This is a genomic window from Neoluteolibacter marinus (genome assembly GCF_014904755.1).
Taxonomy (GTDB): domain Bacteria; phylum Verrucomicrobiota; class Verrucomicrobiia; order Verrucomicrobiales; family Akkermansiaceae; genus Haloferula; species Haloferula marina.
In genome coordinates, this window is the sequence record NZ_JACZFQ010000023.1 from 53292 (window position 1) to 66531 (window position 13240).

The 13240-nt window shown below is 65.0% G+C and carries 10 protein-coding genes; 8 read left to right on the forward strand and 2 right to left on the reverse strand.

The genetic code is table 11. From position 1 onward, the window contains the following. The first annotated feature begins 3 nt into the window (after positions 1–3). From IG178_RS06485 to IG178_RS06495, 3 genes are read left to right on the forward strand one after another with little or no spacing between them, the layout of a single operon-like run. Positions 4–1209, forward strand: a complete 1206-nt coding sequence (locus IG178_RS06485; protein WP_193211811.1) for an ABC transporter permease — start codon at positions 4–6, stop codon at positions 1207–1209. 9 nt (positions 1210–1218) lie between these two features. After that, positions 1219–1869, forward strand: a complete 651-nt coding sequence (locus tag IG178_RS06490) for a response regulator transcription factor (protein WP_193211713.1) — start codon at positions 1219–1221, stop codon at positions 1867–1869. Further along, positions 1866–3314 (forward strand): sensor histidine kinase, encoded by a 1449-nt coding sequence (locus tag IG178_RS06495; RefSeq protein ID WP_193211714.1) that lies wholly within the window; start codon positions 1866–1868, stop codon positions 3312–3314. Before IG178_RS06490 ends, IG178_RS06495 begins: the two co-directional genes overlap by 4 nt. A 394-nt stretch (positions 3315–3708) precedes the next feature. Here the strand turns inward: IG178_RS06495 and IG178_RS06500 are convergent, their stop codons facing one another. Then, the gene (locus IG178_RS06500) at positions 3709–4923 is read right to left on the reverse strand and encodes a PQQ-binding-like beta-propeller repeat protein (RefSeq protein WP_193211715.1); all 1215 of its coding nucleotides are present in this window, start codon (positions 4921–4923) and stop codon (positions 3709–3711) included. Between the two features lie 42 nt (positions 4924–4965). Beyond that, positions 4966–6399 (reverse strand): outer membrane protein assembly factor BamB family protein, encoded by a 1434-nt coding sequence (locus tag IG178_RS06505; protein ID WP_193211716.1) that lies wholly within the window; start codon positions 6397–6399, stop codon positions 4966–4968. A 168-nt stretch (positions 6400–6567) separates the two neighbouring features. Between IG178_RS06505 and IG178_RS06510 the strand changes: the two genes are divergently transcribed. The 5 genes from IG178_RS06510 to IG178_RS06530 are packed head-to-tail and all read left to right on the forward strand — an operon-like array spanning position 6568 to position 13194. Continuing rightward, positions 6568–8646 (forward strand): TonB-dependent receptor, encoded by a 2079-nt coding sequence (locus IG178_RS06510; RefSeq protein WP_193211717.1) that lies wholly within the window; start codon positions 6568–6570, stop codon positions 8644–8646. Positions 8647–8659: 13 nt separating this feature from the next. Beyond that, positions 8660–10894 carry an outer membrane protein assembly factor BamB family protein gene (locus IG178_RS06515; protein ID WP_193211718.1) on the forward strand — a complete coding sequence of 745 codons (2235 nt, stop codon included), beginning with the start codon at positions 8660–8662 and terminating at the stop codon, positions 10892–10894. Positions 10895–10912: 18 nt separating this feature from the next. Further along, complete coding sequence (locus IG178_RS06520) at positions 10913–11440, forward strand: hypothetical protein (RefSeq protein ID WP_193211719.1); 528 nt, start codon at positions 10913–10915, stop codon at positions 11438–11440. A gap of 12 nt (positions 11441–11452) precedes the next feature. Beyond that, positions 11453–12967 (forward strand): outer membrane protein assembly factor BamB family protein, encoded by a 1515-nt coding sequence (locus IG178_RS06525; protein WP_193211720.1) that lies wholly within the window; start codon positions 11453–11455, stop codon positions 12965–12967. Positions 12968–12969: 2 nt separating this feature from the next. Beyond that, entirely contained in the window at positions 12970–13194 is a 225-nt protein-coding gene (locus tag IG178_RS06530) for a DUF3311 domain-containing protein (protein WP_193211721.1), read from the forward strand. Positions 13195–13240: the final 46 nt, after the last annotated feature.

Sequence of the window (13240 nt, forward strand, 5' to 3'; positions counted from 1 at the left end):
AACATGCTCCTCAACGCCCTGCTGATCGCGGTCCGCGAGATCCGCCGCAACCTCACGCGCTCGTTCCTGACCGTGATCGGGATCGTCATCGGCGTCGCCGCAGTGGTCACCATGGTCACCCTCGGCCGCGGTGCCACCGAGACCATCAAGGGCGAAATCTCCAAGATGGGCAGCAACCTCCTGATCCTCCGCCCCGGCCAGGGCTGGTTCTCCCGCGGGGTCGACCAGTTCTCCATCGACGACCTCGACGCCATCCGCACCCAGATCAACGGCGTCGCCGATCTCGCACCCTTCGTGCAATCCAACGCGACCGCCGTGTTCCAGGAGAACAGCTCGAATTTCGACGTCCAAGGCACCACCTCGAACTATTTCAAAATCGGCAACTGGGAGATCTCGAAGGGCCGGATCTTCACCGAGGAAGAGGTCGCGAACGCCAGCTCCGTCTGCGTGATCGGCGAGACAATCCGCAAGAAGCTCTTCGAGAACATCGACCCGATCGGCCAACGCATCCGCCTCGGCGACAACTCGGCGACGGTGATCGGCGTGACCGCGGCGAAGGGCCAGGGAGGTTTCGGCGACGATCTCGATGACAACGTGATCATTCCCTACACCGCGCTCGTGCGACGGCAGACCGGCAGCCAGGGTGGCCGCTTCGTCAGCCAGGTGATGATCTCCGGCGAGGACGGCTTTCCCAGCGCCCAGATCGTGGCGGAGGTGACCCTGCTGATGCGCGAGCGGCGGCACATCAGCCTGAACGAACAGGACGACTTCAACGTGTTCGACTCGCAGCAACTTGCCGACGTGGTGACGTCCAGCACCAAGGTGATGACCTCGCTGCTCGGTGCGGTGGCCGGCGTCAGCCTGCTGGTCGGCGGCATCGGCATCATGAACATCATGCTGGTCTCGGTCACCGAGCGCACCCGCGAGATCGGCATCCGCCTCGCCATCGGCGCCCGCGCCCGCGAGGTGCTGCTCCAGTTCCTGGTCGAGGCGGTCACGCTGTCGTGCATCGGTGGCATCGCCGGCATCCTGCTCGCCTACGGGCTCTGCCATGCGCTGGTGAAAGTTGTCGGGACCCCGTTCATCTTCGACCCCACCATCAACATCATCGCCTTCGTCTTCTCCGCCGCCATCGGCATCCTGTTCGGCTTCATGCCCGCCCGCCGGGCCGCCGCGCTCGACCCGATCGACGCGCTCCGCCATGAATGATCCCGCGCCATGAGATTGCTCGTCGTCGAGGATGACCCGCTGCTGCTGCACAGCCTGCGCGAGGGCTTGCGCGAGGAAAACTACGCCGTCGATACCGCCACCGATGGCGCGACGGGGCTCGAGATGGCGCTGGAGATCGACTTCGACGCGATCGTGCTCGACGGCATGCTCCCGGAGCTCGACGGCTGGGACGTGCTCGGGCGGCTGCGGGCCGCGAAAGCGACGCCGGTGCTGATGCTCACCGCCCGCGACGGCGTGCCGGACCGCATCCGCGGCCTCGACGCCGGCGCCGATGACTACCTCACCAAGCCCTTCGACTTCGACGAATTGCTCGCCCGTCTGCGCGCGCTGATCCGGCGCAACCGCGGCCAGCCCAGCAACCGCATCCTGCTCGGCGACCTTGTCCTCGACTTGTCGACGCGGACCCTCGGCCGGGGGACGGACCCCATTCCCCTGACCCCGCGCGAGTACGCTTTGGTCGAGTACCTCGCGCTGCACCGCGGCTCGGTGGTCAGCCGCATCGTCCTCTACGAGCATCTCTTCGACGAAAGCGACGACACGCTTTCCAACCTGCTCGATGTCCACGTTTCGAACATCCGCAAGAAGGTGCGGCCCGACTTCATTACCACCCGCCGCGGCCACGGCTACTGCATCGAATGAAGCTGCCGTTCCATTCCATCCGCTGGCGGCTGCAGCTCTGGCACGCCCTCATCTCGCTGTCCCTGATCGTCGCGGTCTGCCTGTTGGCCTACCGCATGGCCGCCGAGGAGCGCCAGCGGCAGATCGACCGCAGCCTGTTCGGCTTCGAGCGCTTCTTCTTCCGCCAACTCTTCCTCGAGGCCGCGGAGCGGAAGGACGACTCGCCGCCGAAGTCCGCCGAACTCCGTTCCGCCTTGCTGGCGCTGCGCGATGCCGACCCGCTGCCGGCGCGCTTCCGCGGGGTCTTCGACGCCGGCGAGCCCTACCTCGGATTCTGGGATTCGGATGGCACGCTGCTCTTTCTGTCCCCGAACGCCCCGCCGGGGCTGCGCAAACCCACCTTCGCGCCCGATGACGACCTGGAACTCGTCACCTCCGGCCACCTGCGGGAACTGCACCACCGGCACGGGCCGGGCATCGCCTTGGCTGTCGGTCGCGACATGGGCGATGAACTCGCCGCGCTCGGACGCTTCCGGCTGTTTCTCGCGCTCGGCGGCGGCGGTCTGTTGCTGGCGGCCCTCGCCGGGGGCTGGTGGCTCGCCGGCCGCGCCCTGAAACCGATCGACGCCATCTCCCACACCGCCAACCGGATCGCCGCCGGCAACCTCGACGAGCGCATCGCCATCGCCGAGAGCGACAGCGAGCTCGACCAGCTTGCCCGCATCCTCAATGACACCTTCGGCCGCCTCGCCGACGCGGTCGAGCGCCAGAAGCGCTTCACCGCCGACGCTTCCCACGAGCTGCGCACCCCGCTGACGATCATCCTTTCCGAAACCCAGCGCGGTTTGAAGCGCGAGCGCGAACCGGCCGACTACCAGCAACTCCTCAGCCATTGCCAGACCGCCGCGCAACGGATGCGCGGCCTGGTCGACTCGTTGCTCATCCTCGCCCGCGAGGACCAGCCCGACGACCGCTGCACGCGTGTCCCCTGCGACCTCGCGGAAATCGCCAACCGCCTGGCCGACCGGATGGAGCCCCTGGCTGCCGGCCATGGCACCCTCATCCACCGCAAGCTCCAGCCAGCGCCCATCGACGGCGACCCCGAGCTGCTCGACACCCTCGTCCAGAACCTCCTCTCCAACGCGCTTTCCCATCCGCCCCCCGGCACGGCGGTCACAATCCGCACCGGGGTCCGGGACGACCGGGTGGAACTCGAGGTCCACGATGCCGGCCCCGGCATTCCCCCGGAACACCTGCCTAAGATCTTCGACCGCTTTTACCGGATCGACCGGGCGCGCACCCAGGGATCGGGCCACAGCGGCCTCGGTCTGGCCATCGTGCGGTCGATCGCCGATTCCTCCGGAGGCACCATCGAGGTCGAAAGCAGTCCCGGCCAAGGCACCCGCTTCAGGGTCCGCTTCCCGCGATCGCGTAATGGCGAACGGGGGCAAAATCGGACATTATGAGCGCCGTTAAGGACATGTAGTAAGCACAGCGCCCCCCAAAAAGGGCCCCCGGACACTGGAACGGTTCCCCCCTCTAGTGTCCGGGGACTTTTTCTGTACGGCCATCGCCTCCATGGAAGAGACGGGTGCATCCCCGGAATCCGCCCCCCGCGATGACGTAATGGAGTTCCTCAGCAAATTCGGACATTATCCGATTGTTGACCGTCACAGGTCTCAGAATTTCCCCTCCTTCTTCCCTTCGGGAAAACCCTCGGACACCGGGGCTCCCCCCAACGGTGTCCGCGGGTTACCCGGAGGGAGAGATTCTCCAGAAGGACTCCGGTCCAGAACGAGAAACGCCGTCCGGAGTGGCGACTTCCGGACGGCGTTGATTTTTCCAGGGGTTGGCCTGCGCCTATTTGACGTCCAGGCAGACCGCCTCGCCCTTGTTGCTGCGGGCGAAGATCTTGCCGTCTCCGAACGCAACCGGGGCCCAGCAAAGGGGCGACAGCGCCTTGACCCGGCCGTGCTCGGTCCAGCCGTCCTTGGCCGGCTCGCCGCAAATGATTTCGCCGGTCTCGGCGAGGATCACCAGGGTGTCGCCGACCATCAACGAGCTGCCGCGGGTCCCCGGCATCCGTTCCTTCCAACGGATGTCCCCGCTGCGCATGTCCATGCGGATCAGCTCGGCATCGATGTTCTTGTCGCCGAACACGCCGACAATGTCGCCATCCACCAGGATGCTGTTCTGGAAGATCATGCGGGTGTCCTCTTCCTTGTGCAGCACCGTCGGCTTGCCGCCGGCGACATCGATCACGGTGTAGCCCATGCCATATCCCGAAGCCAGGAACATCATCCCGTCGTGATACTGCGGGTTGCTGGCGTTGATGTCGTAAGAGGTCCGCCAAGTGAAATCGAAGAGCGGCTTGCCCTCGGCGGAGAGATCGTAGGCCACCAGCTCGCGACCGTGGAAGGCCGCCAGCGCCGGTTTGCCCTTGTAGTCGAAGAAGACCGGTGCGGCATAGCCGGGCTTGGTGCTGTCACCCGATTTCCAACGCACTTCGCCTGTCGCCTTGTCGAGGGCATACACGCCGCCGTCCTTCGCGCAGGGCAGGCAATAGAGCAGGTCTCCTTGCACCAACGGCGATGCCGAGTAGCCCCAGCTCGGTGCCTTGCCCTTGAAGTCCGTCTGGTAGTGCTTGTGCCATTTCGGCTGGCCGTCGGCCATCGCCAGGCAGAACAGGTTACCGGTCCGGCTGAGGGTGTAGACCACGTCCCCGTCGATGGTGGGCGTGCAGTTCGGCCCGCCGTCGTAGAGCTTCGGGTCCAGTTTTTCGGGATACTTGTAGGTCCACACCTCGTCACCGGTGGCGGTGTCGAAGCACCAGACGATGTCCGTGTTGTCCTTGTTCCCCATCACCACCACCTTGTTGCCGGAGATGGCGAAGCTGGTGCAGCCCTGGCCGAGCTGCTTGCGCCAGAGTTCCTTCGGGGCGTTGTCCTTCCAGTCCGTGCGGAGGGTCCCCTCGATCTTCGCAGCACCGTCCGGCCCGAGATAGCGGGGCCAGTCCTGGGCATGCGAGACGACAGGCAGAAGCAAGGCGGCGGAGAGAAGCGGAATCCTGTTCATGACCGGTGATCCTAGGCCAACTCCCGGCGGCGGCAAGTTGCATCACTCCGACCGGAACGCGCGCAGCTTCTCCTGCGTCCGCAGATAGCAGAGATCGCCGTCGAAAATCGGCGTGCTGCGGAAGGGTTCCACCTTGGTCCGCGAGACCTCCGCGAAATCCTTGCCCGGCTTCACGAACGCCGCGTTGCCATCCTCCGCCCCGACGAAAATCACATCGCCCGCCAGCGTCAGGCTCGGGTAGGCGGTCCCGGTGAAGCCCTTCACCTTCTCCTTGTAGAAGACCTCGCCGCTGGCGGCATCGAGCGCCTGCATCCAGTACTCGCGGGAAATCAGATAGACGATGCCGTCATGGACGAGAGGCGAGGAGTAGTAGCGGTTCTTGTCGACCTCGGTGTGCCAGACTTGCTTCAAACCGTCCTTCTCCAGGGCCTCCGCGCTCGCCGGGATCTCCAGGCAATAGGCGTCGCCCTGCTCGCCCTCGCAGCCGTGGGCGGTGTAGATGCGGTTGCCGATCACCGACGGGGTGTTGAAGAAGCACCACGGCTTCGCGTCCGTCCTGAAATCCTGTGAGGGCAGCTTCTTGCCGTCGCTCACCCGGAAGAGCTCGCCTCGACAGGTGTAGAGGTAGTGCTTGCCCGCAACCTCGAAGCTCGCCGGGGCATTGAAGGTCACGCCGCCGGCCGGCGCCCGCCAGAGTTCGGACCCGTCCGCGGGATCGAGCGCCACATAGTCGCCGAAGCGGATGATCAGCTTGCCATCCACCAGGGTCGGCGAGGTGGCGCCGCCCCAGTCGTGGTCCGGGTTGTCGGTCCGCTTGTGCCAAAGGCGCTTGCCGTCGAGGTCGTAGCAAACGACCACGCCGATCCCGAAGCAGGCCCAGACGCGCTTCCCGTCGGAGACCGGGGTGTAGGACGAGTAGCCGTTCACATCATGGGCGGGCGGCTTGTCCATCGCCTGCCCCACCGGCCCGAGGGTCTTCTTCAGGTCGTCGATCCGCTTCCTCAACTCCTCGACCTCGGCCCGCAGTTCCTGGTTCCCCCGGTCCCGGCGCATCCGGCGTTGGGCCCGGTAAAGTTCCCGCTCCAGCGGTTCGGTCTGCTTGCTCAGCTCCGCCGCCTTCGCCTTGGCGGCCTCGATCTCCTCCCGCTTGCCGGGCGTCATCTCGATCAGATCGACGTATTCGTTCGGCTTCTGCCAGAGGATCTCCCCGCTTTGGGCATCCGCGCAGACCAGGGTCGCGGGTTCGGCGGTGAAGAACAGCTTCCCGTCGACCAGGATCGGGCAACCGTTGCTGGGCGCGGCCAGCGGCTTTTCCCACGCCACCCGCGACGCGTCCGTCCAGTCGAGGGCGGGCTGCGCCCCGGGGTAGAGCCCGTTGCCACCGTTGCGCCAGGCCGGGACATCCGCGGCCGCCAATGGAGAGAGGGACCCGGCGACAACCAGGCCGAACGAAATCGGGAGATGGAGGATTTTCATGAAAATTGTTGGAAGAAAACCGGTGCGAACACGTCCTGACAATCGCAAGCAACCCCTGTTAGTCGGCAAAGGTTGCTCGAAAAGTTCCGATGACAAGCAGTTGCCAGCTTGGGATTGACCCGTCCCCATCCATTCACAGACTCCCGTCACGATCCTCGAAAAAACCGCATGTCCACCACCCTAGGCCCCCTTTGTTCCGCCTCCTTCGCCTTCGCATTCTCCGGAGCCCTGCTTGCCCAGGATGCCGACCTGCTCGACCCCACCATCGTCGAGGCGGAACGGGTCGAGGATGAACTTTCCGCTGTCAGCGTGATTTCCCGGGATTCGCTGGAGCTGTTCCAGGCACGCTCCTTCTCCGACCTCACCGGACTCGTTCCCGGCTTCAACATCGTCTCGGCCGACTCGCGGGGTTTCGGCCAGGTCGTCGCGATGCGCGGATCGACCAACACCCTTTTCTTCGGTCCGCCGGCACTCGGCCTCTACGTCGACGATGTCCCGCTGGGCGACGCGTACAGCTACCCGTCCGAGCTGCTCGAGCTTTCCGAGGTCCGGGTTCACCGCGGTCCGCAGGGTCCTTACTTCGGCCGCAACGGCGCCGCGGGCATGGTGGAAATGTTCACCCCGCGCCCCGGCGACGAAAACGTCACCCAACTCACCGCCGAGTACGGATCCTACGACCACGTCGGTCTCGGGTTGCTCACCTCCGGCCCCCTCGGCGGGGATTTCTCCTACAGCCTCCAGCTCTTCCACGACCAGCGCGACGGATATGTCCGCAATGCCTTCTACGGCACCGAGCTCGATGACCGCGAGGCCAGCGGCGGACTCCTGAACCTCTACTGGAATCCCTGCGATGACTTCGAGCTGCGGCTGCGCTTCTACGCCGAGACCATCAACGACGGCTCCCAGCGCCTGACCTCGCTGTTCAGCCCGGACCCGTTCACCGACTCCTCCGACTTCCCGGGCGCGACCGACCTGGAGCGCTACCAGACTTCCATTCACTCGCGCAAGGACCTCGACTGGGGGAAAATCGAAACCATCTCGAGCTACCAGACCTGGGATCTCGACCCGTCGACCGTCGACCTCGACCTCACCTTCGCCAACCCGTTCAACGGCTTCGCCGACTCCCGCTCGACCATCACGCAGCACCAGGACCTGATCTCCAACGAGCTCCGCTTCTCGTCCAATGACGACGCCACCCCGGTGAGTTGGCGCGCGGGGCTGTTCCAGATGTGGATCGAAAACGAGGGCCTGGCCTCCCGCCAGTTCCCGGTTTTCTTCCCGGTGGCCGCCACGATCATCGAGGACACCAACTTCTCGATCGAGCAGCTCAACCTCGCCGCTTACGGCAATTTCACCTGGCATGCCACCGACCGCATGGCCGTCGATGCCGGCCTGCGGGTCGACTACCACGAATCGGAGATCGACCGAGTGATGCGGACCACCACGGTACCGAACTTCGGCATTCCAAACACCACGGTCCGCGGCGGCCAGGATGAATGGTTCGTCTCCCCCGCCCTCGGCGTGACCTACGGCGTGACCGACGCGGTCGATGTCTTCGTCCGCTCGAGCATCGGCAACAAGCCCTCCGGCTACTCCGCCTACGCCGACACCCTCGCGCTCGCCGCCTTCGACCGCGAGCAGAACTGGTCGAACGAGATCGGCATCCAGTACGACTGCCCGGCCTACGACCTCCGCGTCGGGCTCCGCGGCTTCTGGGACCAGATCGACGACTACCAGTTCAACGAGTCGGTCCCCAACTCCACCAACTTCGTCATCGTCAACGCCGACGAGGTCACCTCGCGCGGCGTCGAGCTCGACCTCGCCTGGACCCCGACCGATCACCTGACCGTCCGCGGCAGCTTCGGCTACGTCGACGCGGAGTTCGATTCCTACCAGAGCCCTTTCAATCCGGCCACCTACTACAACGGCCGCAAGGTGCCCTTCGTCCCCGAATACACCGGCAGCGCCGGCATCCGCTACGACTTCGACTGCGGCTTCTACGCCCAGACCTCGGTCCGGGTGAGCGGTCCCACCCGCTACGACGCCGCCAACACCACCACCTTCACCCAGGACGCCTACTTCAACTGGGACGCCGAGATCGGCTACAACTGGGAGAACTTCAGCATCGCCCTTTACGGCCGGAACCTTCTGGATGAAGAATACTACACCTTCGTCAATCCGCAGGTGTTCGCCGGAGCCCCCGGCGACCCACAGATCTTCGGCCTGCGCGTCCGCACCATGTTCTGAAACTGTCATTCCCATGAGACCGCTCCTCCTTACCCTGCTCCTCACGCTTCCCTCCTTCGGTGACGTATCCGGCTGGTTGAACTGGCGCGGCCCGCTGCATTCCGGGGTTTCCCTTGAAGAAGACCTCCCCGGGAAGCTCGATCCCTCCGCCCCGCTGTGGACCTTCGATGTCCACGGCGCCGGCACCCCGGTGATTGCCGACGGACTGCTCTACGCGTTCGGCTACTACGGCGAAACCGGCGAGGCGACCCAGGAGTCCCTGACCTGCCTCGACGCGGTGACGGGCGAGCTGAAGTGGGAGGCCCGCTTTTCCGATTACATCAGCGACGTCGTTTACAACCGCTACGCCATCGGCGCGCCGATCGTCGATCCGGCCACCGGCAACGTCTATCTCCAGACCTCCAACGGCCGCTGCGTCGGCTACACCCGCGACGGCAAGCAGCTGTGGGAGATCTCGCTGATGGAAGACTACGGCCGCCTGACCTTCCCCAACGGCCGCTCGGGTTCCCCCGCGGTCTTCGGCGATCTGGTCATCTTCCACTGCGTCACCGCCAACTGGGGAGCCACCGGCCCGGCCGCCGACCGCTTCTACGCCTTCGACAAGATGACCGGCAAGCTGGTCTGGGACTCGACGCCCGGGATCAGGCCGGTCGACAGCTCCTACGCGATGCCGGTCTTCGCCAAGCTCGAGGGCCACGACGTCTTTTACGCCGGCACCGGCTGCGGGAATATCGTCTGCGTCGATGCCAACACCGGCAAGCCGCTGTGGCGCTTCCAGCTTTCGCAGGGCGGGGTCAATTCGCAGATCCTGCTCGATGGTGACGACCGGCTGATCGCGGTTCACGGCGCGGAAAATACCGACGCCTCGACCACCGGGCGGCTGGTCTGCATCAAGATTCCGACCACCTATCCGAAGGAACAAATCGTCCTCGGCAAGGATGCCGAAATCTGGCGCAACGAGGAGCTCTGCGCGTTCTCCAGCTCGCCGGTGCTCGCCGACGGCAAGGTTTTCTCCACCGTTTCCACCGGCACCCTGGAATGCGTCGATGCCAAGACCGGCAAAACCCTCTGGTCCGAGAAGCTCGGCCACGACCAGATCCACGCCTCGCCGACCTGGGCCGATGGCAAGCTCTACGTGCCGATGCACGACGGCTCGGTGCACGTGGTCGACGTTTCGGGGGAGAAGCCCGTGAATCTCTCCAAGGCGGAGCTCGGAGCGAACTGCCTCGGTGCCCCGGCGATCTGGGCCGGAAAGATTTACGTCTTCAGCAAGGAGAAGCTGTTCTGCTTCGGTTCGAAGGAGGGAGAATACAAGGATGCTCCCGCGACCGCCGCGACTCCCGCCGGCACCGAAATCACCGCCTTGCAGGTCGTTCCCGCCGAGTTCGTGATGAAGGCCGGGGAGTCGGTCGATTTCACCGTCCACGGGCTCGACTCGAATGGTCGCCGGGTCAAGGAGGTCACGCCCGAGAAGTGGGAAGTCTTCGTGCCGCCCACCGCCCTGGTGAAAGCCCAGGTCGACGCGACTTGGGAGGGCAACACTCTCAAGGCCGGCCCGGACGCGAAGCTCTCCGCCGGCGCTTTCAAGGTCACCGTCGGCGGCCTTTCCGCCATCACCCGCGGCCGCGTTGTCGCCGGCATGAACTACGCCGAGGATTTCGAGGGCATCGAGCTCTCGATGAAGAACGAGTTCAACCCGGAGGAAGCCGTGAATTTCCCGCCGCTCCCTTGGCTCGGCGCGCGGGTGAAATGGTATGTGCTTGAGAAAGACGGCTCGAAGGTCCTCGCCAATCGGCTCGACAACATCTTGTTCCAGCGCACCACCAACTTCTTCGGGGCCACCGACATGCACGACTACGTGCTCGAGGGCGATGTCATGACCGACGGCACCCGCCGCATCATGTCCACGGTCGGCTTCGTCAACCAGCGGTATCTCATCGCCTTGGTCGGCAACGCCCAGATCCTTGAAGTCTCGTCGAACCACGAGCGGGTCAAGCAGTCGGTCAAGTTCCCGATCAAGCCGAACACCTGGTACCGTCTGAAGACCCGGGTGAAGGCGAGTCCCGACGGCACCGGCACCGTCTTCGCGAAGGCCTGGCCGCGCGGCGAGGAGGAACCCGAGGCCTGGACCATCGAGGTTCCGCTCACCAAGGCCCACCCCCACGGCGCTCCCGCCGTCTTCGCCTTCTCCCCGCAGGCCCAGAAGCGTGTTTACATCGACAACATCAAGCTGAGCCCGGCCGACTGACCGCCACCATCCGTCCTCATGAACCTCGCGCGCCCAGCCCTTCTCGCCGCCGTTTCCACGGCTCTGGCGGGCGCGCATCCCCACGAGGAACCACCGGTCGAGGCTTCGCAGGAAGAACGCGCCGCCATCACCGGATCAAAGGTGCTCACGGTTTCCGAAGGCCTGCCCCACCCCGCCAAGGAACCTCACCTGTATCCCGCCGAAGAGAAGCGCCGCGACACGCGCAAGCTGGCCGACTTCCCGTTCTACAAGCCCGACCTCAAGCCCGACGCCGGCCGCGTCGATCGACTCCGCAAGCTGCTCGCCGACCCCGGCAGCTACCTCGAGTGGAAGCAGAAGCGCTGCGGAGGCTTCCATCCCGACTGGTCCGTCAACTGGCGCGCCGGCCGCAAGGAGATCCACGCGCTGATCTGCTTCGGTTGCCAGGACATCATCATCGCCGGGCCCGACCAGCAACTCCGCTACGGGCTCTCGCCCGCCGCTTTCAAGCAGCTCCAATCCGAACTGATCCCGCTGCGGTCCAAGCGACCCGGCAACGCCAAGTAACTTGCCCACACCATGAAATCGTCCCTTCTCCTTCTCGCCCTTTGCACTCCCGTGTTCGCCGCCGACTGGCCGATGTGGGGCCGCACCGCCGACCGCAACATGGTGGCCGACGCCAAGAACATCCCCAGCGAGATCGAGGCCGGCGAGGTCGACGACAACGAGCAACCCGATCTCGCCACCGCCAAGAACGTCCTCTGGGCGGTCAAGCTGGGCTCCCAGACCTACGGCAATCCCGTCATCGCGGACGGCAAGGTCTACGTCGGCACCAACAACGAGTCCCCCCGCGATCCCAACCAAACCGGCGACCGCGGCAACCTGATGGTGTTCGACGAGAAGACCGGCAGCTTCCTCTGGCAGCTCATCATTCCCAAGCTCGGCGCCGGCAAGGTGAGCGACTGGGAGTATGTCGGCCTCTGCTCGTCGCCCTGCATCGAGGGCGACAAGGCGTGGGTCGTGACCAACCGCGGCGAGGTCCTCTGTCTCGACACGAAAGGGATGTCGAACGGGAACGACGGCCCCTTCAAGGACGAGGCGAAGTACATGTCCGCCGACGGCAAGCCGGTCGAAATTGGCGACCAGCACGCCGACATCCTTTGGAAATACGACATGCGCGAGGAGGTCGGGATTTTCCCTCACAACGTCTCGTCCTGCTCCCCGATGGTGGTCGACGGCATCCTTTACACCGCCACCTCCAACGGCGTCGACTGGTCGCACACCAACATCCCCGCGCCTCTCGCGCCGTCCTTGATCGCGCTCGATGCGAACACCGGCAAGCTTGTCGGGGAAGAAATCTCCGGGGTTTCCGACCGCGTTCTCCACGCGTCCTGGTCGTCGCCGGCCTTCGGCAAGGTCGGCGGCAAGGGCATGATCGTTTGGGGCGGCGGCGACGGCTTCGCCTACGGTTTCGAGCCCAAGCCGGTGATGGACGAGGAGGAGGGCATCGAGGTGCTCAAGGAACTCTGGCGCTACGACGGCAACCCTCCCGAATATCGCAAGAAGGACGGCGAGCCGATCAAGTACGCCACCTACCGTGGTCCGTCCGAAGTGATCGGCACCACCGTGCTTCACGAGGGCATGGCCTACGTGGTGATCGGCCAGGACCCCGAGCACGGCGACGGGGTCGGTCGATTGAGCTGCGTCGACGCTTCCAAGACCGGCGACCAGTCCGGCAAGGCCGTCTGGACCTTCGATGACATCGGACGGTCGATCTCGACCCCGAGCATCGCCGACGGCCTCGTCTTCCAAGCCGAGTATGACGGCGACCTCCACTGCCTGGACGCCAAGACCGGCAAGCAGCTCTGGGTTCACGAGACCCAATCGCGGATCTGGGGATCCACCCTCGTCGCCGACGGCAAGGTCTTCCTGCCCACCGAGGACGGCGAACTCCACATCCTCGCCGCGACCCGGGAAAAGAAGGAGCTCGGAACCGCCAGCTTCGGCGCGCCCATTTACTCCAGCCCGGTCGTCGCCAACGACGTGCTCTACATCGCGACGATGACCCACCTCTACGCCATCGGGAAAAAGTGATCATGAGAAAGCCGGTCCTCATCTCCATCGTCGCCTTCGTCGTCCTGTTCGCCCTCCACCACGACGCGTGGAACTGGGACAACACGACGCTGGTCCTCGGCTTCCTGCCCATTGGCCTCGCCTACCATGCCGGCTATTCGATCGTCGCCGGCCTGTTCTGGTATCTCGTCTCGAGATTCGCTTGGCCGGAATCGATCGAGAAGTGGGCTGACGAGCCCAACGACTGAGGCAGACGGCCTTCCACTTCGTAATTTTCATCTTTCACCCGGCACT